The organism is Vibrio sp. V01_P9A10T6, assembly GCF_963877065.1.
Classification (GTDB): domain Bacteria; phylum Pseudomonadota; class Gammaproteobacteria; order Enterobacterales; family Vibrionaceae; genus Vibrio; species Vibrio anguillarum.
On record NZ_CAWNTB010000172.1, the window covers coordinates 1 to 21,729 of the forward strand.

23 protein-coding genes are annotated in these 21,729 nt (G+C 45.2%); 11 read left to right on the forward strand and 12 right to left on the reverse strand.

All coding sequences use genetic code 11. From position 1 onward, the window contains the following. Positions 1-225: 225 nt before the first annotated feature. The 5 genes from AACQ21_RS12500 to hemC form a co-directional block, all read right to left on the reverse strand. Positions 226-369 (reverse strand): hypothetical protein, encoded by a 144-nt coding sequence (locus AACQ21_RS12500; protein WP_181185524.1) that lies wholly within the window; start codon positions 367-369, stop codon positions 226-228. A 365-nt stretch (positions 370-734) separates the two neighbouring features. Next, positions 735-1,916, reverse strand: coding sequence for a heme biosynthesis protein HemY (locus AACQ21_RS12505; RefSeq protein ID WP_105976484.1), 1,182 nt, complete (start codon positions 1,914-1,916; stop codon positions 735-737). Next, positions 1,916-3,097: a uroporphyrinogen-III C-methyltransferase gene (locus tag AACQ21_RS12510; protein ID WP_105976485.1), complete on the reverse strand. Its 1,182-nt coding sequence runs from the start codon at positions 3,095-3,097 to the stop codon at positions 1,916-1,918. Before AACQ21_RS12510 ends, AACQ21_RS12505 begins: the two co-directional genes overlap by 1 nt. Beyond that, positions 3,081-3,842 carry a uroporphyrinogen-III synthase gene (locus AACQ21_RS12515; RefSeq protein WP_105976486.1) on the reverse strand — a complete coding sequence of 254 codons (762 nt, stop codon included), beginning with the start codon at positions 3,840-3,842 and terminating at the stop codon, positions 3,081-3,083. The genes AACQ21_RS12510 and AACQ21_RS12515 overlap by 17 nt, the downstream gene beginning before the upstream one ends. A gap of 3 nt (positions 3,843-3,845) precedes the next feature. Next, positions 3,846-4,784 (reverse strand): hydroxymethylbilane synthase, encoded by a 939-nt coding sequence (hemC, locus tag AACQ21_RS12520; protein WP_105976487.1) that lies wholly within the window; start codon positions 4,782-4,784, stop codon positions 3,846-3,848. Between the two features lie 350 nt (positions 4,785-5,134). Here hemC and AACQ21_RS12525 point away from each other — a divergent pair, with 350 nt between their 5' ends. Beyond that, positions 5,135-7,663 (forward strand): class I adenylate cyclase, encoded by a 2,529-nt coding sequence (locus tag AACQ21_RS12525; protein WP_088728525.1) that lies wholly within the window; start codon positions 5,135-5,137, stop codon positions 7,661-7,663. 44 nt (positions 7,664-7,707) lie between these two features. On the opposite strand, the gene cyaY is transcribed toward AACQ21_RS12525, so the two are convergent. Beyond that, the gene (gene cyaY, locus AACQ21_RS12530; protein ID WP_013855517.1) at positions 7,708-8,022 is read right to left on the reverse strand and encodes an iron donor protein CyaY; all 315 of its coding nucleotides are present in this window, start codon (positions 8,020-8,022) and stop codon (positions 7,708-7,710) included. A 75-nt stretch (positions 8,023-8,097) separates the two neighbouring features. Here cyaY and lptM point away from each other — a divergent pair, with 75 nt between their 5' ends. Genes lptM through yigB form a run of 6 tightly spaced genes read left to right on the forward strand, consistent with a single transcriptional unit; the run spans position 8,098 to position 12,692 of the window. Further along, on the forward strand, positions 8,098-8,217 hold the full coding sequence (gene lptM, locus AACQ21_RS17410; RefSeq protein WP_033197445.1) for an LPS translocon maturation chaperone LptM: 120 nt from the start codon (positions 8,098-8,100) through the stop codon (positions 8,215-8,217). A 29-nt stretch (positions 8,218-8,246) separates the two neighbouring features. Then, the gene (lysA, locus tag AACQ21_RS12540) at positions 8,247-9,500 is read left to right on the forward strand and encodes a diaminopimelate decarboxylase (protein WP_013855516.1); all 1,254 of its coding nucleotides are present in this window, start codon (positions 8,247-8,249) and stop codon (positions 9,498-9,500) included. 11 nt (positions 9,501-9,511) lie between these two features. Beyond that, the gene (gene dapF, locus AACQ21_RS12545; RefSeq protein ID WP_010319875.1) at positions 9,512-10,342 is read left to right on the forward strand and encodes a diaminopimelate epimerase; all 831 of its coding nucleotides are present in this window, start codon (positions 9,512-9,514) and stop codon (positions 10,340-10,342) included. A 24-nt stretch (positions 10,343-10,366) separates the two neighbouring features. Further along, complete coding sequence (locus AACQ21_RS12550) at positions 10,367-11,071, forward strand: DUF484 family protein (RefSeq protein ID WP_019281077.1); 705 nt, start codon at positions 10,367-10,369, stop codon at positions 11,069-11,071. Next, positions 11,043-11,975 (forward strand): tyrosine recombinase XerC, encoded by a 933-nt coding sequence (gene xerC, locus AACQ21_RS12555; protein WP_010319873.1) that lies wholly within the window; start codon positions 11,043-11,045, stop codon positions 11,973-11,975. Before AACQ21_RS12550 ends, xerC begins: the two co-directional genes overlap by 29 nt. 3 nt (positions 11,976-11,978) lie before the next feature. Beyond that, positions 11,979-12,692 (forward strand): 5-amino-6-(5-phospho-D-ribitylamino)uracil phosphatase YigB, encoded by a 714-nt coding sequence (gene yigB / locus AACQ21_RS12560; RefSeq protein ID WP_105976489.1) that lies wholly within the window; start codon positions 11,979-11,981, stop codon positions 12,690-12,692. Here the strand turns inward: yigB and AACQ21_RS12565 are convergent. The 4 genes from AACQ21_RS12565 to AACQ21_RS12580 all read right to left on the reverse strand — a co-directional run bounded on the left by AACQ21_RS12565 (position 12,678) and on the right by AACQ21_RS12580 (position 16,478). Continuing rightward, entirely contained in the window at positions 12,678-13,283 is a 606-nt protein-coding gene (locus AACQ21_RS12565) for a tRNA-uridine aminocarboxypropyltransferase (RefSeq protein WP_017042049.1), read from the reverse strand. The two genes, yigB and AACQ21_RS12565, sit on opposite strands and share 15 nt — an antisense overlap. Then, complete coding sequence (locus tag AACQ21_RS12570) at positions 13,284-14,312, reverse strand: COG3650 family protein (protein WP_105976490.1); 1,029 nt, start codon at positions 14,310-14,312, stop codon at positions 13,284-13,286. Between the two features lie 189 nt (positions 14,313-14,501). Beyond that, positions 14,502-15,329 (reverse strand): Cof-type HAD-IIB family hydrolase, encoded by an 828-nt coding sequence (locus tag AACQ21_RS12575; RefSeq protein WP_013855511.1) that lies wholly within the window; start codon positions 15,327-15,329, stop codon positions 14,502-14,504. Between the two features lie 150 nt (positions 15,330-15,479). After that, on the reverse strand, positions 15,480-16,478 hold the full coding sequence (locus AACQ21_RS12580) for an alpha/beta fold hydrolase (protein ID WP_026028809.1): 999 nt from the start codon (positions 16,476-16,478) through the stop codon (positions 15,480-15,482). Positions 16,479-16,552: 74 nt separating this feature from the next. Here AACQ21_RS12580 and rhtB point away from each other — a divergent pair, with 74 nt between their 5' ends. Both rhtB and AACQ21_RS12590 read left to right on the forward strand, forming a co-directional pair. Next, positions 16,553-17,170, forward strand: a complete 618-nt coding sequence (gene rhtB / locus AACQ21_RS12585) for a homoserine/homoserine lactone efflux protein (RefSeq protein ID WP_029388131.1) — start codon at positions 16,553-16,555, stop codon at positions 17,168-17,170. 36 nt (positions 17,171-17,206) lie between these two features. Beyond that, positions 17,207-18,433 carry an EAL and HDOD domain-containing protein gene (locus AACQ21_RS12590; protein ID WP_013855508.1) on the forward strand — a complete coding sequence of 409 codons (1,227 nt, stop codon included), beginning with the start codon at positions 17,207-17,209 and terminating at the stop codon, positions 18,431-18,433. 63 nt (positions 18,434-18,496) lie between these two features. Here the strand turns inward: AACQ21_RS12590 and AACQ21_RS12595 are convergent, their stop codons facing one another. Next, positions 18,497-18,967 (reverse strand): Dps family protein, encoded by a 471-nt coding sequence (locus AACQ21_RS12595; protein ID WP_013855507.1) that lies wholly within the window; start codon positions 18,965-18,967, stop codon positions 18,497-18,499. A gap of 220 nt (positions 18,968-19,187) precedes the next feature. Here AACQ21_RS12595 and AACQ21_RS12600 point away from each other — a divergent pair, with 220 nt between their 5' ends. Then, on the forward strand, positions 19,188-20,201 hold the full coding sequence (locus tag AACQ21_RS12600; protein ID WP_017044542.1) for an acyltransferase: 1,014 nt from the start codon (positions 19,188-19,190) through the stop codon (positions 20,199-20,201). Here AACQ21_RS12600 and AACQ21_RS12605 read toward each other — a convergent pair. After that, positions 20,198-20,527: a DUF2500 domain-containing protein gene (locus AACQ21_RS12605; protein ID WP_017042056.1), complete on the reverse strand. Its 330-nt coding sequence runs from the start codon at positions 20,525-20,527 to the stop codon at positions 20,198-20,200. The genes AACQ21_RS12600 and AACQ21_RS12605 overlap by 4 nt on opposite strands. Before the next feature lie 220 nt (positions 20,528-20,747). Here AACQ21_RS12605 and AACQ21_RS12610 point away from each other — a divergent pair, with 220 nt between their 5' ends. Continuing rightward, complete coding sequence (locus AACQ21_RS12610; RefSeq protein WP_026028288.1) at positions 20,748-21,122, forward strand: hypothetical protein; 375 nt, start codon at positions 20,748-20,750, stop codon at positions 21,120-21,122. The last annotated feature ends 607 nt before the right edge of the window (positions 21,123-21,729 follow it).

The window sequence follows — 21,729 nt, forward strand, 5'->3', positions numbered from 1 at the left end:
CTGAGTGTTTAAAGCACCGGTCTTGAAAACCGGCGATGGTTAATAGCTATCCTAGGGTTCAAATCCCTATCTCTCCGCCACTTTTAAAGAAAAAACCGCTGTTTTTACAGCGGTTTTTTCGTTTTATATCAACATGCCAATCTGGAAAATTAATAGCTTAATTCAATCCCTCGAACATATCTTGAGCACCCTATCTGTACTTTCTGTACTTTCTAAAAATCGATTTTACACATTGAACACCTCAGGCATAATGTCGTTGTGATCCGCAAAACTTTGTTGGTTAGCGTGAGCCAACTCCACACTTGCTCTATTGGATTTAGCACTGTGAGTCGGAGGAAACGTGATGACACTGACATGACTAAACTGCACTTATATACCTACCAGCATCATCCATTATAACGACGGCCTCACCTATTCCTTTTTAGGGGCATACCGACCCAAGCTGGCCCAAATAAATACGCATATTCAAATCGCTGCGGCTTCACCGCTCTAGGTTTTGTACCTTGCTCGGCCTTAAGTCAAATGGCATTTTGATCAAAAAATTATCCAGGGAATCCCAGGTGCTCAAGCGGGTAATAGTAGAATTAGGATGGTTTTTGTTGGTTCGCCAGCGTTTTAAAATCGGTGCTATTAAGGCTATCCATCGTGATATTTAACAATAGCTAGATAGCCTTAATGAGATCGTACTTTTCTTTAATTGGTATAAGGTTATTTTTAGGTGCTTAGATTGCCATTTAAACATGCTCTATCATGGTCAGTGCCTTACGTGAGACTTCTGCGGCGGCTTTAGGGTAGTTTTGTTTTTCAAGGCTATCGGCAAGATAAGCGTAATCAGATACATTGGCACGGAGCGATAACGCTTTTTCCAAATGGTTTTGCGCCTCTGCCCATTTCTGCTCTCTCATATACAATTGAGCCAGTGCGCTGTGTGCTTCGGCGTTACCACTATCCTTACTAATGGCTTCTTGTAACAACAAAATTGCTGGGTATCTATCTGGTAAATTGAGCTCTGCCAATAATGAATACAGAGCTGACATTGGGTGTTTTTTTAATGTTTCTTTAATGACGGTAAATGCTTGCGAGTCTGCTTTTCGTTGGATCAACTGCTCGATGAAGCATTGAGTTAAAATGACGTCGTTTTTGGTTTTCCTTGGGAGCTTGTCCCAATGATTGATTAAGCCTTCGCTACCTTGTTGCTGGGCGACGTTTTTTAGTAAACCGCATTGTGCTTTTTGATTCAGTTGTTGGCTCTCGTCCGCATTAATCTGTTTTGCTTTTTGGAGCTTAGGTAAAAGCTCAAGCAGCGGTTGCCACTGTTCTAGGTGTACGTATGTTGCCTTGAGTAAGTTGAGCACGATGGTGTTATTCGGATGAGTGGCTTGTAAGGCTGATAGAGTGCTTAGCGCCTGCTCAAACTCTCCTTCTCGTACTTGCTGCTTGGCGCGAGTTAATTCAACAGCTAGGCCTGCATTACTTTGTTGACTAGCGAGATCTAAATAATAATCTCGTTTTGCTCTGTCGCCCATCCCCTGCGCGGCTTCCGATGCAACAAGATAGCAGAGCAGCGGCATATCATGGTGGTTCGCCCAGCGAGTGACTTTCTTTTCTGCCTGCTTCCAGTCTCCCTCTAGAAGTTTAATGATACCTTCATTGGTATAACGGCGAGAGCGCTTTAACTTACGTACGCTGAACCAGTTTAATGTGTTTGAACTGGCGTAGAATGCTTTTTTGAGGAGATACTCTAAGCTAAATAATCCAGAGAGGAGTGCAATCACAAAGATCACTAAGGTGGTTACGCTCATCTCTATTGTTCTATTAGCTATAGAGATAAGAACATAACCTTGCTGGCCAGCATATTGGGTTCCGATAAATAAACCGGCCCCTAATACTACAAAAAGAAAGATGACTCTAAACATTACTTATCCTCCGTAACGCTCATTGGAGAGACTTCACGGCGTAGGCGTTCAGTGATGACATCAGCGAGTTCGTGCTGAGTTTCAAATTTAACTGGATATTGCACTTGTATATTTTGTTTACTGAGCTGCAATAGCGCGTGATTAAACTGCTGCACACTCCGATCATCGGAATTAAAGAAGCTGGCTGACCATTTATCTGCTGTGCTCAGTGCCGTTGTATAAATTTCTTGTTGTTCTGCGTATACAGCTTTAATGGCGGTTTCTAATTTTGCTTTGAGATTTTCTTTTAGATAGAAGTGCTGTTCAGGTGACAGTAGCGGAATGGCATTACCGTCTCGAGTGCGGAAGGTAATGAAGTTCTCCGAGAAGTCTTTCAATGAGCTAACGAGATTATTTTGCCAGTCGTTAATATTTTCAGAAACTTGTGGTGCTGATTGCTGCTGAGTTTCAGGCAACATGGCATTAGCCAGCGGTAGAGTGTCAACTTGTTGCTGTAAGGTTGTTAAGCGTAACACTAGCCCTTCACGATCAATCAATGGGATGATTTTGAGCTGAGTAATGTCACGCGCCATGGCTTTGCGTAGCGGCACTAAGCTTGGATCATTCAATTCAGCAATACGCTGATCAGCGCTTTCCATTAGCTTGGTCGCGCTGACGATGTCATGTTCTAGAAAAAGTTTACGTCCTGCCAGTTTTACTAAGTAGTCTGCTTCTGCTAGTAGCCAGTCGTTGGGACGGCGGCCTTTGATATCAGCTATCGCCAGTTGCAAGCTGTCGATACTTTTTTGCTGTTGATCCAAGGCTACGTCAGTTTTGTGAGTGAGTTGGTCCGCTTTGGCTTGTGTTTCTTGCTTTATTTGATTGATTTCAGCCGCGAGCTGACTTTGGGTTTGTGTTAATTGAGTCTGCAATGCGTTGATTTTGGCTTGGTAAACAGCGTCTTTTTGCTGCATTTGATAGGCTATACCACCACTGAAAATGATGGATAGGCTAATTGCAATAACAGAAAGTTTGATGCTGCGCTTTGCTCGTTTATCACTCTTTTCTTCAGGCTGAGACGTGGGGTCCTGCACGTAACTTTTTGGTGAATCAAGGTTATCCGTTGCGTCTTTTTCTGTAACCAGAGGAGGTGTGGCTGCTTTTTCAGGTTCAATATGCGGGTTATTATTTTTGCTTGTCATGCTTAGAGTCCTGTCTAGATTGGCTAATACTAGCCGCGAGTTCTGTATTGGAGGCGCTTCCCACGTTCGTGACGCACCCAAATCCCATGTGCAGCGCCTCTTGTCGAATTCGCTCGCTTGGGACAAAAAGAGCTAAATTTAGCAGCCAGAGTCGTTGTGAATCAGAGAATTGATCCATCATAAAATTGAGTTGACCTGAGCTGGTGACAACTAACTGAGTGACTTGCTGTTGCTGCCACAGAGATATCGATTCGGCGGCAAAGAGGGTGATCGTATCGCGTCGATACACTTCCTTATACACCACATCAGCACCACGCTCGATTAAGCTGTCGTGGATGAGCTCACGTCCGCCATTACCACGTAAAATCATCACCTTAAGGCCCGATATTGATTGCAACTGCGGTAGGGCAAGCAGGTGTTCACTGTCACTTATCTGCGGATAGTGTACTTTTTGTTGGCTTAATTTGCTGAAAACATGTGCGGTTTTTTGACCAACGGCAAGGTATCTGGCGTCATTTGGCCAAAAATATCGGTGATCTTGCAAAAATTGATGACTGAACGTCACCGCGTTTTGGCTAACCGCAATAATAATGTCGCATTGCTGAAGTTCTGGGAGTAAATACGGGAGATCGGCTCCTGCATTAATCTGAATCAGTGGATGGTGAACGGAGCGGATATCGAGATCCGCTAATTGTTGGCAAAGTTCAATCCCTTGATTTTCGGGGCGAGTGACCAACACCGTCATGCGTTATTCGTGCTCGCAGTAGAGTTTGGACAGAATATCTCGCGCTCCATCATTGAGCAATTGATGGGCAAGCGTGATTCCTAGTTGCTCGGCATCGGAGCGGTGGCCGCGAATCTCACCTTGCACAATCTTAGAACCATCAGGCTCACCGACCAATGCTCTTAACCAAATATGATCACCATCAAGCAATGCGTAGCTACCGATAGGTACTTGGCAACCGCCTTCTAATGTTAGGTTCATGGCTCGTTCACATTTCACGCGATCAGCCGTGTCAGAATGGTTGAGTGGCGCAAGTAATGCTCTTAAACGTTCGTCATCTAAACGGCATTCAATCCCGACTGCACCTTGCCCTACTGCAGGAAGCGATTGTTCTGGTTCAATAATGCTGCGAATGCGATCTTCAAGCTTCAAACGTTTTAAACCTGCTGCGGCGAGAATAATCGCATCGTATTCACCTGCGTCGAGTTTTCCAAGACGAGTACCGACATTGCCACGCAATTCTTTAATCACAAGGTCTGGTCGATATGCTTTGAGTTGGCATTGGCGACGTAGGCTACAGGTGCCGACGATGGCACCTTGAGGCAGTTGTTCAATGCTTTGATAGGTGTTTGAAACGAAAGCATCACGTGGATCTTCGCGTTCACAAATCGTCACTAGTCCAAGCCCTTGAGGGAAATCGACGGGAACATCTTTCATTGAATGCACTGCTAAATCGGCACGGCCTTCAAGCATAGCGACTTCCAACTCTTTGACAAAAAGCCCCTTACCACCCACTTTAGCTAAAGGCGTATCTAAAATGACGTCGCCTTTGGTTACCATGGTCACTAATTCCACTTCTAGGCCAGGATGAGCCGCTTGCAGCGCATCTTTAACATAATAAGCTTGCCAAAGGGCGAGCGGGCTTTTACGTGTGGCGATTCGAATGGGTGTTACGTGAGTCATGATAATCCCGAGTGTAGGTAATGGATGGTTTAATCCTATCATTCCCGCTATGAAAGGTTTACTACTAGATCGTCGCTGTGAAGGATTGATGAAGAGATAGCATAAATTGGTCAAAATTGTGTGATTTATATCTCGTTTATATAATGAGCTATTACGACAAAGTGTAAATAGCTACGACACTATAGCCAAGGTCATTGGAGCGCATTGTAGGCATGCTCTGCCTGAGTGTGATATGCATCGAGAGGGCTTTACCAAATGGAAAGAAAATGTTAGATTGATCACGTTTTTTTGGTGCTTTAGAATAAAATATAATCAAAGCGCGTGTTAATGTTTCAACCAAGGAATCAACCTTGCAGGCTTACACCAAGACGTTAATTCAACGATTAGACAATCTCAACCAGCAACGTACCGAGCGTGCGCTGGCGCTTATGGATTTGCAAAGTCAACGTGTATTTCATTTCATTCCTGCATTACTGCACTTCAATCACCCGATTATTCCCGGCTACTACGATGCAAAAGTCCCTTATGGTGTCTATGGTTTTGAGCCTAACGACATCCAACGTCAGCTGGTTGAAGATACAGAACTCACCTTAGGTCAACCCTTACCGACCGCAGACACCCCCGCTATTCTTGCTCTGTATACCATGGGCAGTACCTCGTCGATTGGTCAAAGCACCTCGAGTGACTTAGATATTTGGGTATGTGTAGCATCGAGTATGAGCTGTGATGAGCGGGAAAGCTTAAGCAACAAATGTTTGTTGATCACTGATTGGGCAAAGAGCCAAGGGGTGGAAGCTAACTTTTTCTTGATGGATGAGCTACGTTTTCGCAGTAATCATTCTGAGCAGATGACAGGCGAAAACTGCGGTTCATCGCAACATCTCCTGCTATTAGACGAGTTCTATCGCTCTGCTGTTCGCTTGGCAGGCAAGCGTTTACTGTGGCAAATCGTGCCTCCTGAAATGGAAGAGTGCTACGACGAATACGTGCACGAATTGTGCAGCAATGATTACATTAATTGCAGTGAATGGATCGATTTTGGTAAGTTGAACCGCATTCCTGCTGAAGAGTATTTCGGCGCAAACCTTTGGCAGCTTTATAAAAGCATCGACTCGCCTTACAAGTCAGTGTTAAAAGCGATTCTGCTTGAGGCGTATTCGTGGGAGTACCCACACACGCAATTATTAAGCATTGATACCAAACGACGGTTTTTTACTCATGAACCTGATTTGTACAGTATGGATGCTTACTATTTGATGCTTGAAAAAGTGACGCGTTACCTTGAACGTATTGGTGATTCTGCCCGTCTTGATCTGGTGCGTCGTTGTTTTTATCTCAAAACGCATGAAAAGTTATCCCGTGAGCCGAGCTTAGGCTCAGTGGCATGGCGTCGAGAAGCATTAAGCCACATGATTCAGCAATGGAATTGGTCGGAATCTGTTGTTCAAGAATTAGACAATCGCCGTAATTGGAAAGTCGAACAAGTTAAAGTTGTCCACCATGCGTTGTTAGATGCGTTGATGCTGAGCTATCGAAACCTGATCCAGTTTGCGCGTCGTAATGACATCACCTCGGCCATTAGCCCACAAGATATATCAATCCTCGCACGTAAGTTGTATGCGGTGTTTGAGGTGTTGCCGGGTAAAGTCACACTACTGAATCCACAAATCTCGCCAGATCTGCACGAGCCGGATCTCTCGTTCATTCAAGTTCGAGAAGGGCGAACCAATAAAGCGGGCTGGTATCTGTATAAGCAGCCTCTAGTTGCCCATCGTATGATTGGCCAACCTTTCCTTGAGCATAATGAATACCTCAGTAAGCTGGTCTCTTGGGCGTTCTTCAATGGTTTGATCACGGAATCAACTCATTTGCATTCAGTGGTACGTGACGCACAGTTGGATATTGATAAGTTCTATCAAATGGTTAGCGATTTGCGTAATACCTTCTCGTTGCGTAAGCGGCGGCCGACCATGCAGGCTCTAGCAAGCCCTTGTGAAATCAGCCAACTGGCGATGTTCATCAATTTTGAAAATGATCCTACCGCGGAATTAAGCGGTAAATCGCTCAAAATTGATTTGAAAAATATAGATATTTTCAGTTTCGGATCTGAGCAAAAAAGCTTAGTCGGTAGTGTCGATTTAGTGTATCGCAACTCGTGGCATGAAGTACGGACTCTCCATTTTACTGGCGAAACGGCGATGCTCGACGCGTTGAAAACCGTGCTTGGCAAAATGCACCAAGATGCGCTACCGCCAGAGTCTGTCGATGTATTTTGTTACAGCAAAAGTCTGCGTGGCGTGATGCGCAACATGGTGTACCAGTTGCTGGCGGAATGTATCGATTTGCGTTTGAAACCGGTAGAGCAAGAGAAACGTCGCCGTTTTAAAGCGTTACGCATTGGCGATCAAATGTATGGTCTGTTTTTTGAGCGGCGAGGGGTTTCGGTACAGAAGTTGGAAAATTCGGTAGATTTTTACCGCAGTATTTCAACCAACAAATTGAAAGGTTCACCGCTGTTAATGCTCGATCGCGATCAAGATTATCAACTGCCGGAAATCGTCGATGGTTTTGCTAGTGAAGGCTTAGTGCAGTTTTTCTTTGAAGATACCGATAAAGGCTTCAACATTTATGTGTTGGATGAGTCGAACCAAATTGAAGTCTATCACCAGTTCAGCGGCGAAAAAGATGAGATGATCACTAACGTCAACAGCTTTTATACCTCAGTGCGCGACGGTAACCCACTCTCCGCTAAACTTATTAACTTCAATCTGCCGCAGTATTATCAAATCGTCCACCCAGAAGAAGGGGAAAGCTATATTGTCCCTTATCGTAACGATTCCGCGCTCTATTCTCGTCCTTCAAAAGCGGTCAACGCTTAGTTCGGTAGCGCCAAGTCACACATCTGTCACTTGGCGTTGTTGCTTTACACCCAGTCGATCGTTTCGCCAGCGTGTTTTTCACATTCTTGTTGCACCATCGCAATCAATTCCAGCCCTGTTTTTGAACAAATCCAGTTTTGGTCGATCAGTTTGAAATGGAAACCGCCTGACTTTGATGCCAGCCAAATTTCATGCATTGGCTCTTGGCGGTTAATAATAATTTGGCTGCGGTCATCAAATTCTAACGTCATCACATTGCCTGAGGTTTCGTAATCAATGTCGGCACCTGCGTTGTCTATTGCTTGTTCAATGATTTCTAGCTGCTCATCGACAAGTTGGTGAAATTCAGTATCGTTCATCCTGTCTATCCTATTGCTTTTCCTGATTGTGGTGCGATTATAGGGGGCATTGACTCAATAATCACGACATGCAAAATGAAAAAATCAATCGCTGCACTTTTTATGTTGTCACTCCTTGCTCTCGCAGGGTGTGGTCAAACCGGGCCGTTATACATGCCAGCAGAGCCTGAGCAGAGTGAACAACCTCAGCCATAGTCATTGATTTAGCTTAAAGGAAACGAATTTTGGATTACTTCAATTATCAGGACGATGGTCAGCTTTGGGCTGAAAATGTCGCATTAACAGAGTTGGCTGAGCAATACGGCACGCCTTTGTATGTCTATTCTCGCGCTACTTTAGAGCGTCACTGGCATGCTTTTGATAAGTCGGTAGGCGAACATCCTCATCTGGTGTGTTATGCGGTGAAGGCTAACTCAAACTTAGGCGTATTAAACACGTTGGCGCGTTTAGGGTCAGGTTTTGATATTGTTTCGGCAGGAGAGCTAGAGCGTGTTGTGGTGGCGGGGGGGGACCCGGCGAAAGTGGTATTTTCTGGCGTCGGTAAAACGGAAGCGGAAATGAAACGCGCGTTGGAGCTCAAGATTAAATGCTTTAACGTTGAATCCGAGCCTGAATTAGCACGTTTAAATAAAGTGGCTGGCGAGCTGGGTGTCAAAGCACCGATTTCACTGCGCATCAACCCTGATGTGGATGCACAAACCCACCCTTATATTTCAACTGGTTTGCGTGACAATAAGTTTGGTATTGCTTTTGACCGTGCACTGGATGTTTATCGCTTGGCACAAAGCCTAGAGAATCTCAGCATTCATGGTATTGATTGCCACATTGGCTCTCAACTGACCGCTATTGCCCCTTTTATTGATGCAACCGATCGCTTACTTGCGTTAATTGATCAGCTTAAAGAGGAAGGGATCACCATTAAACATTTGGATGTTGGTGGTGGTTTAGGTGTGGTGTATCGCGATGAGTTACCCCCGCAGCCTTCCGATTATGCCAAAGCCTTGTTGGCGCGTTTGAGTAACCATCAAGATCTCGAACTGATTTTTGAACCGGGACGTGCTATTGCGGCTAACGCGGGCGTGTTGTTGACGAAAGTAGAGTTTCTCAAACATACCGAACACAAAAACTTTGCCATTATTGATGCGGCGATGAACGATTTGATGCGTCCAGCGCTTTATCAAGCTTGGCAAGATATTGTTCCTGTTGTGCCGCGCCAAGGTGAAGCGCTAACCTATGACTTGGTTGGGCCTATTTGTGAAACCGGTGACTTCTTGGGTAAAGATCGTTCATTGGTCTTGGATGAGGGAGATCTACTGGCGGTTCGCTCAGCAGGAGCTTACGGTTTTGTGATGTCTTCGAACTATAATACACGTACTCGCGTGGCGGAAGTGATGGTGGATGGTGCACAAACCCACCTTGTTCGTCAGCGTGAAGCACTATCGAGCCTATGGGCATTAGAGCGTATTCTGCCGGAGTAAATTGAAGCATTATGCATTTCCATTTTTCTAAAATGCACGGTTTGGGTAATGACTTCATGGTCGTTGATTGCATTACACAAAACGTCTTCTTCTCCCCTGATTTGATCCGCCGCTTGGCGGATCGTCATACTGGCGTGGGGTTTGATCAGCTATTAGTGGTTGAAGCGCCGTATGATCCGGAAAGTGATTTTCACTACCGTATTTTTAATGCCGATGGCAGCGAAGTTGAGCAATGTGGCAACGGCGCACGTTGCTTTGCTCGCTTTGTGCGGATGAAAGGGCTGACCAATAAGTACAGCATTGGAGTCACGACTAAAAAAGGCAAAATGGTTTTAAATGTTGAAGAGGATGATCAAATCACCGTCAACATGGGCATACCAGAATTTGAGCCTAATAAGATTCCATTTCGAGCCAAACAGGCAGAGAAAACCTACATCATGCGCGTTGAAGAGAAAACCTTGTTCTGCGGGGCGGTGAGCATGGGCAATCCGCATGTGGTGACAGTGGTGGAGGATGTGACAACCGCTGAGGTTGAAATTTTGGGTCCACTGCTTGAATCTCATGAGCGTTTTCCAGAGCGTGTTAACGCAGGCTTCATGCAAGTGCTGAATCGCAATGAAGTGAAGCTACGTGTTTATGAACGTGGCGCGGGTGAAACTCAAGCGTGTGGCAGTGGCGCGTGTGGCGCGGTTGCCGTTGGTATTCTTCAAGGGTTATTGGCGGAAGAGGTGACAGTACACTTACCTGGTGGCTCGTTAGAGATCCACTGGCAAGGGCCGGGTAAGCCACTCTATATGACAGGCCCTGCGACTCATGTGTTTGATGGTCAAGTCTCTTGTTAGGGTTAAGTAAGATAAGGAATCGTTTTGTCACACGTTGAAGCGGATGCACTCACAGCCGAAGTTGTGGCTGAATATTTACGAGATCACCCAGATTTTTTCCTCCAGCGTTCAGAGCTGGTTGACAGGCTCTCCTTGCCGCACCATCAACAAGGTGCGGTCTCTTTGGTGCATGTACAATTGAATCGTCAGCGCCAGAGAATTGAGGAGTTAGAGGAAGAGATCACAGCCTTTATGTCATTAGCGGCCAACAATGATCGCACTTTCCACGAATTTATGGATCTGCAAGAGCAGATCTTAAAATGTCACTCAATGCCGCAAGTATGCAAGGCAATAGAAAATAAAGCGCAAACCTTAGGTTTGGTGGCTTATATTCGTTTACTTGCCTCACCAGAAACCGATTATCAATTGACCCAAGAGCAGTGGCAGCGTTTTGCAACTAACCATTTCAATGGCAAAAATGCCTATTTAGGGCGTATGAAAAAGTTGGATCGCCAAGCGTTATTTGGTGAACAAACCGCTGCGCCAGAAATGGGTTCGTATGTGGTTCTACCATTAGGTAAGCGCTCATCACAAGGAGTGTTAGCGTTTGCAAGTGAAGATGGCGGCCATTTTCAACCGAGCATGGATACCCTCTTTTTACGTCACTTGGCGTTAGTTCTCTCTCATTTAATTGAGACTCTACCTTGGCAACCGATTGAGCATGACCGAATCAGCCACACCTCTGCCTAACGGCTTACAGCAGCCCTTAACTCGCTTCTATGAATATCTGCGTAGCGAGAAAGGGCTGAGCTTGCACACCCAACGCAATTACAAACAACAGCTTGAAACCATGGCGCAGCATTTAGTGCAGATGGGGCTGAATCAATGGCAACAAGTCGATGCCGCTTGGGTGCGACAACTGGCGAGCAAAGGGATGCGTGAAGGGATGAAAGCCAGCAGTTTAGCCACACGTCTCTCTTCATTACGCAGTTTTTTTGATTTCTTGATTTTGCGTGGAGAACTGACGGCTAACCCGGCCAAAGGCGTTGCAGCACCGCGTAAAAAACGCCCGTTACCGAAAAACTTAGATGTGGATGAAGTCGCGCAACTACTCGAAGTCAAGGATGATGATCCGCTGTCAGTGCGCGATCGAGCCATGATGGAATTGATGTATGGTGCTGGGTTGCGTTTAGCGGAGCTCGTCAGCATTAACGTAAAAGACCTGAGCTTTAGCCGTGGCGAGATTCGAGTGGTGGGTAAAGGGGATAAAGAACGTAAGGTGCCTTTTGCTGGCCAAGCCAAAGAATGGGTGGCGCATTGGTTGAAAATACGGACGCAGTTTGCGAACGCTGATGAGCAAAGCTTGTTTGTTTCAAAGCTGGGTGTTCGTATTTCGCATCGCAACGTACAAAAACGCATGGCCGAGTGGGGGCAAAAGCAGGCGGTGGCTAGCCATATTAGCCCACATAAACTGCGCCACTCTTTTGCGACTCACATGCTTGAATCGAGCAATAATTTACGTGCTGTGCAAGAGTTGCTGGGTCATGAGAATATTTCGACGACGCAAATTTATACTCATTTGGACTTTCAACATCTTGCGCAGGCCTATGACCAAGCGCACCCAAGAGCACGTAAAAAGAAACAGAGCGAGTAACGCATGCACTTTTATCGCAATATCGGCCCCATTAAAGCGATGAGCTTTGATTTGGACGACACGTTGTATGACAACCATCCAGTGATCCGTCATGTTGAGCAGCAAATGGTCGTGTGGCTGCACACTCATCATCCGCTTTCCGCGACGCGTCCGATAAGTTGGTGGCAGCAACTTAAACAGCAACTGGCGCTGCAAGAGCCACTGCTCGGCCATGATGTCACTCAGTGGCGATTTAAGCAGATAGAACAAGGCTTAATTCAATTAGGCTATTCGCCGCAACTTGCTTTACAGGCTGCGCAGAATGCCATTGAAGAAGTGTTGCGGTTACGTCACTTAATCACGGTGCCAGAGAAGACGCACCGCGTGATGACCGAACTGGCAAAGCGCATGCCGTTAGTGGCGATTACCAACGGCAATGTTGACCCGCACAAAATTGGCTTGGGGCATTATTTTCAACAAATTTTTAAAGCGGGTCCCGATGGCTTGGCCAAGCCGTATCCGGATCTTTTTGACAAAGCGCAGGCTGCATTACAGCTACCTGCAGCCTCGATTTTACACGTTGGTGATCATCTGATAACCGATGTGCAAGGCGCAAAATGTAATGGTTTTCAAGCCTGTTGGTATAACGATCAAGGCCAAACCTTGCTCGCCAGTCGTAAGGCCAAAGTGTTGCCTGATATTGAAATCCATCAACTGGATTCATTACTGAAGCTTTAGGGCGTGACCGCTTTTATCCGCTTGAAAAGCCTTGAGATAGTAAGTGAAAAACGCGCGTAACTCTCTCGCATTATTTGGTTCTCCGAGAGAGTTGAGCAGCTCAACGCCCACTTCTAACGTGCATAAATGACCAGCATCTTGATTTCGCCTTAATCCATACTGAGAGATTTGATTTGGGGTAAGGTGTAGCTGCGGTAAATCGGATAACCAAGGGCTCTTATTGAGCATCTTCTTGGCTTCTTGCCATGTCCCATCCAGGATAATAAACACGATTTCTTGAGTGTCAGACGTTGAGAGAGATTGGTATTCGGTGAGCGATTGACTGCGCGTCGAAGGGAAAATAACCACCGCGTTTAACTTCTCATCCAGAATTCTCTTTTGTAATGATTTCGCCGTAGAGACTCGGTCCCAGATGTACACAGAGGAATTGGGCAAGCTACGCAGCAGCAGTTTGCCAGTATTGGTCGCTCGATGCGGTTCATTTTCATGCATCAGTAGTGCAATGCGCAGTTGGCTATCCAGTGTTGGTTGCAGTGAACAGAGGCATTGATAGCTAAAATGGCAAACTGGGCAAGGGCACGGTCTGGTCACTTATGGTGTCTCGATATTTTCAGAAAATAACGTTAAACCGCCATTGGCGATAGGGTAGAGAACATCGCCCACCTTCTCTTTTTCTGCTTTCAGTTGGTAACCAGTGCGAGTAAAGATACGTTCAGAAAGCAGATATTGTTGCTGGTGGCGCGTCATGACAACTTGGATCTGATTTAGGTTTAATGGTTGCCAAAACCCCTTTTCAACGGTCGATGGCTGACCATCGTTGTAGTCATAATGAGTGCTAGCAGTATGATCCGCATTCAGTTGCAAACGAATCGTGAAATCCCTATTTTGGGTCGAAGTAGCATGATAAGCCCCAACCCATGGAAGCGTCGCATCACTATTACCTAAGGTGGCACACCCCTGATAGCTTTTCTCACCGACCTTTAAGGTGGAACTCCAGCCGTACAGAGAGTCACTCATCCCGTCACTGCACATTTTTTGTGTGAGGAGCAGCGAACCTTGATTCATTTGGTACTCGCGCTTGGTTTCAGATAGCTGACTTTTTGTGATAGCGAATGTTTGAGTTTCACCGCTGATGGTTTGAAAGTTAAGGTTTTTCCCTTCAAAGTGGATGGACCATGACGGTTCGTTGCCAAAAGCGCGTGTCGGTTTGAGTGGTTGATTGCAGCGTTTAGGATTTTCAGCACTGAGCATATTGATGCTGGTCACGTTGAAACGTGCGCTGGAATCGGCATCGAAGCCTGTGCGGCTTGGCGCTGATAAAGTACCAATTAGTTCGCCATACAAAGGCTGATAAGGCGAGCGAGCCAAACTCAAGGCTTGCTGAGTCTGCTGTGGCGTCAGTGCTAGCCAATATTGTTGATTGCTACCACAAGGTGTAAAGGTTTGCGCCTCATGACCTACAACGACTTCTCCACGCATAATAAAGGGCTGTGCTTTGATTGAGCTGGGTTTATCCAAACTCGCCATCGGTACGGCTGGTGGCAGTGATGCGTTTTTTGTCGCACAGGCTTGCAGCATTAATGTGGTCAATAACAGCGCGGAACAGTGAAGCACTTTCATAGCAGACTCTTTTTGGGCAATGCAACGAGGCTAGATTATGGCATAAAGGCGCTGGCAAATTGAACTGATGGGTGTGAATTTAACAACCCGCGGACAAGTATCAGAGATAAATCGCGAAGCCATTATGAACAAAAACACAGCGCTCAAATGGCGCTGTTTTTTGTGACCGCTCGTTACTGCAGGCTGCTGTTACAATAAATGTTCACGCAAATAGTGAGCCACGGCGTCTTCTGCATTGCTACCAATCACGGTGTTATTAGGCAGTGCATTGAACACTTTTTGATGCGATGTGCCCATCACCAAGCCTTTACCAGCCATCGACAGCATTTCCACATCGTTCATACCATCGCCAAACGCAATACAGTTATCTAGGGTCAGGTTTAATGATTCTGCAACGGCTTTGAGCGCATCCCCTTTCGACACTTCTGCTGCCATCACTTCCAAACACCAAGGTGTTGAGAAGGCGACGTTCAGTTTGTCGCCAAAAATATCGTTTAAGCGTTCTTCAAACTGAGCTAATAACTCATGATCTTGCGCTGGGTGGGTGAAGAATATTTTGGCGACGCCCTCGGTAGGTGCGTTATTGACATCAAATACTTGGTAGCTAAAGCCGGATTCTTCGTGGAAATCACGCAGCGTTTCATCTTCTTTATTCAATAACCACGATTCATCTTGATAGATGTGAACAAAAATATCAGGGTTTTGCTTAAACACGTCAATGACGGGCTGTACCAATTCTTGCGGTACATTTTTACTGTACATCAGATTGTCATGTTGGTCGTGAACGCGCGCGCCATTGGAAGTAATCATGTAGGCTGGAATGCCCGCTAACTGGCGAATACCCGCCACATCAACGTGATGGCGACCGGTAGCGAAGATGAAAGTAAAGCCTTTTTGGTGAAGTGCTTGTAGCGTTTGCTTGGTGAATTCGCTCAATTGGTGGTTTGGTGCAAGTAGTGTACCGTCGAGATCGGACGCCACGATATGAATCGCGTGCTCTTTACATTCGGTGGTCATAAAACCCTCATTATCATGGTCGATTTGGTTTGCAGATCGCAGATGGTGGAGAAACTTTGGTGTGGCTTAGTTTACGCCATCTTAAAGAGGAAAAAGAGGGTAAAACTCTCAATTGAAATTTCCTCTATTTGCTCAGTTCTAACACCGTGATTAAACCGTGTTCTCAAGAGATTGGAATTGCTTAAATAGCTCATCAAGTGCTTGGTTTCGATAGCAATCCTTTTCAAAAAAGAGCTCATGCTTTGCTCCTTCAATGATGACCAGCTTGCTAGATGGATTGGTTTTCGCCAGCTTAGTGACAAAGCGGATTTGATCCGCATTACTGACAATCTCATCCTGCCCTGCTTGCAAGATGAGTGTTGGTAACTTCACTTGACGAGTCATCAGTTGACACAGCTTCGCTGCCATGAGCCCTTGCCATACCCAGCGCGTGCTAGGGCCGCCAACTTGCAATTCGGGTTTGCGTTGGTACAGGTCTCGAAACCATTGGTAACGCACCTGACTTTGACTTAATGGGTTGATCTCAAAAGGCTTTGCAGAATAGGCTTGATAGCCTGGCGCATAGGTTGGTTTGCTATACATCGCCGTCAGCACTTGGCTCAGTGTCATAGCGATAGGACGTAATTGCCATGGCATGTTGACACCAAACATTGGCGCGCTGAGCACCATAGCCGCAAATGGGTGTTGAGGGTATGTTTGTACATACCGGGTCGCAATGGCACCACCCATCGAATGAGCGACGAGAAAACGTTGTGCATAATGGCTTAAGTCAAAGTGCTCAATGACACGCTGCATGTCTAAAATGTAGTCATCAAATTCACCGACATGGCCGATTTGTGGATCGTCGATTAATCGATCAGAAAGCCCTTGGCCACGGTGATCAAAAGAATAAATATCATAACCTTGTTGGAAAAAATCATAAAATAGCTCCTGATATTTCCAGCAAGATTCAATTCGTCCGTTGACGACGAAGATCGCCTTTGAGTGTTGAGGCGAGGTAAGTTTGCACCAATAAAGTTTTGTTTTATCAGCAGATTTGATAAAACCTTCTTCTCTGGAGTGCCAGAAATCGGCAATCGTGGTATTGATCACTTGCTCAAAGAAAGACTCTTGAGTATAAGGTGGGGAGTTTGGACTCGTCTGATTCATAGATTATTCTTATTGGACAGATTCGAGGAATAGTTCATTTTTAGGCTAGATTAGTCTAGTTGAGAGGAATTGCAATGGATACTCATGTTTGGCTTGCCTATGTGGTGACCGCGATACTGTTTAGTTTGGCGCCGGGTTCAGGTACGGTCAATTCCATCAGCAATGGCCTTAGCTACGGTACACGTAAATCACTAGCCGCGATTGTGGGTTTACAATTGGGGTTGGCTTTTCACATCATGTTGGTGGGAGCCGGAATTGGTGCCTTAGTGGCACAATCAGCCATGGCATTTAGTGTGATTAAGTGGGTTGGTGCTGCGTATCTGGTGTGGTTAGGTGTTCAAAAATGGCGTGATCGTTCAAGTATGATGGCCAATGCAACGGCTCAAATGCAAACGAGTTGGTCTTTATTGCGTCGAGCGGTGTTGATCAACCTGACAAATCCTAAATCCATCGTCTTTCTGGTGGCGCTTTTTCCACAATTTATTGACCCAACCCAAGATCAGTTCATTCAATTGTTGGTGTTAGGCGTGACCACGGTAACCATTGATTCGATTGTGATGCTTGGTTACACCTCCTTAGCCGCACGAATGGGGCGCTTTATTCGTTCAGAGAGTGTCATGAGTAAGATTAACCGAGTATTTGGCTCGATGTTTATTGGTTGTGGAGCGCTACTAGCAGTGGCGAAGTCCTAAGATGGCTATGTCTCAATTATTAGTTGTTAATCACTAATGCATTATTCTTATGTCGCACGACAACCGATCTTAAATGCTAAGCAGCATACGCTTGGCTATGAATTGCTCTTTCGTGATGGGGAAAAAAACGCGTTTCCAGCGCACATTGAGTCGAATCGAGCCACGTATCGCTTGATCGTCGAAAACTTTCTTGCGGTGGGGATCAATCCTAATATTCCCAAATCACGTTGTTTTATTAATTTTCCCTACAAGAGTTTAATTCGCCGTCTGCCTTTAACGTTGCCGCGAGAACAAATTGTGGTGGAAGTGCTCGAAACCTGTGAGCCGACGGATGAACTGCTTGAGGCGATTAAAGAGTTGTATCGGCGTGGCTATCTGGTGGCGCTGGATGACTTTGTGTATGCGCCAGAATGGGAACGCTTTCTGAGTTATGTGCACATCGTCAAGCTCGATATTATGGCGCTGGGCTTAGATCACGCTTGCGAGTTTGTACGTCAGCGTTTAGCGGAAGGCAGTAAGCGTCGTTATTTAGCGGAACGAGTTGAAACGGATCACCAGTTCACCGTGACACGTAATGCCGGTTTTAGCTTTTTCCAAGGTTATTTCTTTAGTAAACCAGAAATGATCAAGCAGCGTTATGTTGGACCAGAGCAGATTATCGCCTTGGAGCTGTTTCGAGAAGTTTGTAAGCCAAATGCTGATTTTGAACGGATTGAATACATTGTCGCGCAAGATGTAGCGCTCTCATACAAGTTGCTCAGATTCGTCAACACTATGTCTGATCGCTTATCCGTGCCGATTTCCTCTTTTCGTCAAGCCTTGGTCTATCTTGGTCAAGACAAGCTCAAAACCTTTGTATCATTAGCCGTTGCTTCATTTGTCTCAGCTAAAAAGCCGAAAGAGTTGTATAACCTCTCTTTGCAACGTGCTCAATTTTGTCAATTAATGTCTGGGCATCCTTCATTTCGTCAACATCGCGAGCAAGCTTTTTTAATTGGTCTTTTTTCTGTGTTAGATGCCTTACTGGATATTTCAATTGAAGAGCTGGTTGCGCAGTTACCCTTATGTGACGTGGTCAAACTAGCACTGCAAAAGCGTGAAGGACCCATTGGCGAGCTGTTGGCACTTGAGGAGTGTTTTGAGCAAGCGGACTGGCAAGGAGTGGAAAGCCATTGTGATCTGCTAGGGCTTGAATTAAATCAAGTCAGTGATGAGCTTTCGGCGGCGCAGCGCTGGAGTCAAGATATTCATCGTTTGCTGTAATAAATTTCGTGCGAATATAAAAACCGCCGTCATGAGCGACGGCGGTTTGCTCAAACTTGGGGTTTATTGCAGCCAAGCATTCAGCATCCATACCAGTTTCTCTTGTTCGCGGATATAGTCACTCATCAGTGCTGAAGTGCCTTCATCTCCCGCCTGCGTCGCAATTTCAAGAATTTCTCGTTGCTGGTGGATCAATACACTGAATCCCTTAACCAATCCTTGCATGGTTTCTTGACCATTAGTTGCGTTAGTGTGTTCTGACACTTGCGCTGTTGCTAAATAGGCGCTGAAGCTATGCAACGGTTGATAACCTAAAGTCAAAACTCGTTCCGCTAACTCATCAATTTTGACCTGTATGTCAGTGTAAATCTCTTCAAATTTTGCGTGCAGTTCAAAGAACTCTTTTCCTTTGATATTCCAATGGTAACCACGAGTATTCATATAAAACACTTGGTAGTTAGCCAATAATTGGTTTAACGCTTGTGCAAGTTGTTGGCTTTGGTTGGTATCTAAACCGATCAAATTTGTTGTCATGTGTTCACCTCGTTGTCATGGATAAGTGATTTCTCTTGTTAAGCATTAGATTGCACCTCGAAGTGAACAAAATAAATTCGTTTTGATTGATTTATTCGATAGGTATTAGCTATTAATTATAATGGCGTTAGTGATCCTTTACCGATAACTGACTTGCGGATTACATAGCCAACTATTTCAACTTTATAGTAGAAACCTTAAAACACTGTGGATAGGCACTATGACCAAACGAGTTATTTTTTTTGATTTATTGCGCTGTTTGGCGGCTGTAGCGGTGATCGGTATTCATGTGTTGGCCCCCTATCGGCAGCAACTCGGCGATATTCCTTTTGAGCAGTGGGTGGTTGCGGTTGGCATAAATAGTGTAAGCCGTTGGGCTGTGCCAGTCTTTATATTGATCACTGGAGCCTTAATGCTCAGTGATCGTCGCCCTTTTGATGCGCGTTATTATGTTCAGCGACGTCTTGGCAAAGTTTTGCTGCCATTTATCGTTTGGTCGCTCTTCTATGCTTATTTGTCCGGCTGGAGTGCGAGTGGATTTGATGGGCAAGTTGCAAAGGCAGTGCTGAGTAACAGTACGCACCACGCGACGTATTACCATTTAGGTTTTTTTTATTACTTTATCCCACTCTATTTTGTGATCCCTTTTCTACAACTGCTGGTCCGAAGAGTTGATGATAAAGCGCTGTACGCATTAGTTGCCGTGTGGCTGCTGACGACCACCTTATTTTTATGCGGTATTGATGGCCCCTGGAGCAATGAGCTATGGCTGTTTGCTGGTTATTTACCGTTGGGTTACTTGCTCTATCAGAAGGTGCCACTCAACCGAGTAACGCTATGTATGGCGATTCTGCTTGGCTGTCTGGCACTATTGACGACGGTATGGATGGTGGTCAGCCACAGTGTCGCAGCGGGTGAGTATACGATTGGTCGCTGGCTCTCTTATAAAACACTGAACGTTGTGTTAGCCGCCAGCATGATATTTATAGTGTGTCGATATTTTGCTGAGAGATTGCCCGCTCGTGCTAAGCAAGTCGTAAGTGTGATAAGCCAGCACAGCTTAGGCATCTATTTATTACATCCCATCTTTCTATGGCCTGTAAAAGAGTATGGGTGGGATCAAGGGAATCCCGCATGGGTGATCCCGTTATGGATTCTCGTAAGCGGCGCAGGATCACTGGTGGTGAGTATATGGGTTGCTCGCTCTGCAAAAACACGTTGGTTATTACCTTAACGTTTGAGTGCAAAGTGTAGAAACTTGTGTCCGCAATAAGTCAGCATTCCTTGGTCGCCTGGGTTAAGTGCATGGTAATAATGCACGCCGACTTGAAATTCCCGCTTTGGGCCAAGTTTGCCTTTTTGGACGTAAATCCAGAACTCCTGATCCTCTTCCCCAGGGCGAGCATGAGGGATGGCGATGGCTTGCTTGTCGATAATCGTGACATTAGCAGTGCGTTCGGGGGCGTTTTCGCCTTGCACATGGCGACGATAGAAATAGCTAAATACCCAAATAGCAGAGATAACTAACAAAGCGACAACGATAAGTAATGAAAGCGGCATGGTGAACTCCTTAGCGATGAAGGCGACATTTTAGCGTGCAACATATGGCAAAGGGGTGTTGCTTGCTACTAAAGCGTGAGTTTGATTGGTTTGACGGTTTTTTTTCCAGCGGATATCACATTTCCTCGGTAGGTTAGCGAGCAAAAATGCTCAACTATTCCGTGGGGAAGTATGATAAAAATAGATGGAGCGCCACCAGAGTTGGCACAGGAGGGCGATAATGTCAGATATTGAGAAAGTGGTTTTGCGAACGCGTCGATTGGAAAGCTTGTTGAGAGAGCAATATCACGCTGAGGGGAAGGGGTTACATCAATTGGTGACCAGCTGTGAAGAGCGTTTACCACATGATGTGGTGGGCAAGCTGAGGTTCATTGCCACTATTCGTAACAAAGTTGTGCATGAAGATAACTATCAGTTAGAAGATCGCAAAGCATTTCTTCGTGTGTGTGATGAATGTGAGAAGGAGCTGACTCCGCGCAGCGGTCGCTTTATTTGGCGCGTAGCCATTTCATTAATGACCTTAATCACGTTAGCGGCGCTTCTTTTTTACTATCTTCATTGGGAAGCCCTATCGAAACACGTCACAATGCCATAAATGGTATTAGGTTGTTTTACTCAATCGTTATATAAAAAAAGAGGACACGAAAGTGTCCTCTTTTTTTATTGGGAATTAGATACTTAGTACATCATTGGCAGTGTCATTAGGCCTACGATAACCGCGATCATTACAAGTCCCTGTTTTTGAGATGAAGAAATCATAACACTGCTCCTTTATTCTGTGGTTTCATTCTATGAATATGAGAATAGCACTACTTTGTTTAGTTGATCAACCTCAATTTGATGAAGCATCCAAAATAACACCTTAACATCATCATATTCAGGGAATATTGGCAATGTTTAGTGCTTGTTTTGGTGTGTTTATATAATGTTCTTCTTGGTGCTGTTTTAATCTTTATTTATTTAATTCGTTGAATTTGTTTAATTTTATTAGGTTAATGTGATGTTGCTTGTATGGTTTTTTTTGGTTTTACTATCTTAGGTGGCTTATCATTGTCAGAGTTTGGTGAATTCTCATTTTTCGAGAAAAATTAATTTAATAATGAGATGTTCTCGCAAATAAAATTGGTTAAACCAGTTTTTTTGCTAGTTAGTAAGTCAGTTGTTGCTGTTTTTTTATTAGAGGCTTTAAGTTCTAGTTTTTC

Excerpts from the sequence above, each read along its gene's own strand:
- AACQ21_RS12575 (WP_013855511.1), bottom strand. The coding sequence starts at position 15,329 with ATGACCACCGAATGTAAAGAGCACGCGATTCATATCGTGGCGTCCGAT.
- AACQ21_RS12605 (WP_017042056.1), bottom strand. The coding sequence starts at position 20,527 with ATGCCGCTTTCATTACTTATCGTTGTCGCTTTGTTAGTTATCTCTGCT.
- yigB (WP_105976489.1), top strand. The coding sequence starts at position 11,979 with ATGCACTTTTATCGCAATATCGGCCCCATTAAAGCGATGAGCTTTGAT.
- AACQ21_RS12600 (WP_017044542.1), top strand. The coding sequence starts at position 19,188 with ATGACCAAACGAGTTATTTTTTTTGATTTATTGCGCTGTTTGGCGGCT.
- AACQ21_RS12610 (WP_026028288.1), top strand. The coding sequence starts at position 20,748 with ATGTCAGATATTGAGAAAGTGGTTTTGCGAACGCGTCGATTGGAAAGC.
- rhtB (WP_029388131.1), top strand. The coding sequence starts at position 16,553 with ATGGATACTCATGTTTGGCTTGCCTATGTGGTGACCGCGATACTGTTT.
- hemC (WP_105976487.1), bottom strand. The coding sequence starts at position 4,784 with ATGACTCACGTAACACCCATTCGAATCGCCACACGTAAAAGCCCGCTC.
- cyaY (WP_013855517.1), bottom strand. The coding sequence starts at position 8,022 with ATGAACGATACTGAATTTCACCAACTTGTCGATGAGCAGCTAGAAATC.
- AACQ21_RS12580 (WP_026028809.1), bottom strand. The coding sequence starts at position 16,478 with ATGAATCAGACGAGTCCAAACTCCCCACCTTATACTCAAGAGTCTTTC.
- dapF (WP_010319875.1), top strand. The coding sequence starts at position 9,512 with ATGCATTTCCATTTTTCTAAAATGCACGGTTTGGGTAATGACTTCATG.
- AACQ21_RS12510 (WP_105976485.1), bottom strand. The coding sequence starts at position 3,097 with ATGACAAGCAAAAATAATAACCCGCATATTGAACCTGAAAAAGCAGCC.
- lptM (WP_033197445.1), top strand. The coding sequence starts at position 8,098 with ATGAAAAAATCAATCGCTGCACTTTTTATGTTGTCACTCCTTGCTCTC.
- AACQ21_RS12590 (WP_013855508.1), top strand. The coding sequence starts at position 17,207 with ATGCATTATTCTTATGTCGCACGACAACCGATCTTAAATGCTAAGCAG.
- AACQ21_RS12505 (WP_105976484.1), bottom strand. The coding sequence starts at position 1,916 with ATGTTTAGAGTCATCTTTCTTTTTGTAGTATTAGGGGCCGGTTTATTT.
- AACQ21_RS12515 (WP_105976486.1), bottom strand. The coding sequence starts at position 3,842 with ATGACGGTGTTGGTCACTCGCCCCGAAAATCAAGGGATTGAACTTTGC.
- xerC (WP_010319873.1), top strand. The coding sequence starts at position 11,043 with ATGACCGAATCAGCCACACCTCTGCCTAACGGCTTACAGCAGCCCTTA.
- AACQ21_RS12570 (WP_105976490.1), bottom strand. The coding sequence starts at position 14,312 with ATGAAAGTGCTTCACTGTTCCGCGCTGTTATTGACCACATTAATGCTG.
- AACQ21_RS12595 (WP_013855507.1), bottom strand. The coding sequence starts at position 18,967 with ATGACAACAAATTTGATCGGTTTAGATACCAACCAAAGCCAACAACTT.